The organism is Microbulbifer sp. 2205BS26-8, assembly GCF_030731025.1.
Taxonomy (GTDB): domain Bacteria; phylum Pseudomonadota; class Gammaproteobacteria; order Pseudomonadales; family Cellvibrionaceae; genus Microbulbifer; species Microbulbifer spongiae.
In genome coordinates, this window is the sequence record NZ_JAVAMR010000149.1 from 1 (window position 1) to 877 (window position 877).

General features: G+C 37.4%; 1 protein-coding gene. It reads left to right on the forward strand.

What is annotated here, in order from left to right:
• Positions 1 to 380 precede the first annotated feature (380 nt).
• Positions 381 to 875, forward strand: coding sequence for a DoxX family protein (locus tag Q5Y71_RS16975; protein WP_306043254.1), 495 nt, complete (start codon positions 381 to 383; stop codon positions 873 to 875).
• Positions 876 to 877 lie beyond the last annotated feature (2 nt).

The following is an 877-nucleotide window of genomic DNA, read 5'->3' on the forward strand; positions in this document are numbered from 1 at the left end:
TCCTCTAGTTGTCGTGTTCAAATATGAGCATCTAAACAGGACAACTCATTTGGGGCTCAGGAATGCGTAAACCACGTTCAATCGATGTGTCACTTGCAACATCATTTGCGCCTGTAGCAGGGGTGTGAGCCGCAGTTGTTGTTTTAGATGAAATTCCAATGCACTCACAGTTTATTGGCGGCGCATTATTAATGATTGGCTTAACTGTTTTTTATATGCGATTTATCTACAATGTAAAAAAGACGTCACAACAGATGATTCTATGAGTGAAGATGAAGTTGTACTAATGTTGGATGCAAAGTGCAGAACAGGCCTTAAAGGCGTATGAAGTATTTGAAATAAAGCTCATAATTAAAACATAGCCATGTAAGAGGGTATGTATGTTTACACAATCTTTTCCTTTCATTAAAAAACTACTTGTTGGTGATCGTAGTTGGGAATGGTTACCTATTTTGGTTGCACGAGTATCATTGGGATTGTTTTTTTCGGTGTCTGGGTATAACAAACTATTTATGCCTGAAAGGCATGCAGACCTTATAAATTTGATGAGCGAAATAGGAATGCCCTTTCCTGAGCTTATGGCGCTGTTTTTGGCTTGTGTAGAATTTTTTGGTGGGTTGCTCTTAATCGTGGGTCTCTTGTCGACACTTGTTGCAATTGTATTGACGATTGCAATGATTGTTGCCATCGCCACTGTTGAAATTGAACATGTTATTCCTAAAGGCATTGGGCCATTGGATTGGATGAGCTGGTTTCTTTATTTACCCCAAGTTTTATATATTATTTTATTTGTATGGTTAATGGCTACGGGTCCTAGTCGATATAGTTTAGATTATCTAATCGCTAATAAATTAGGCATTAATAATAACAATTAATG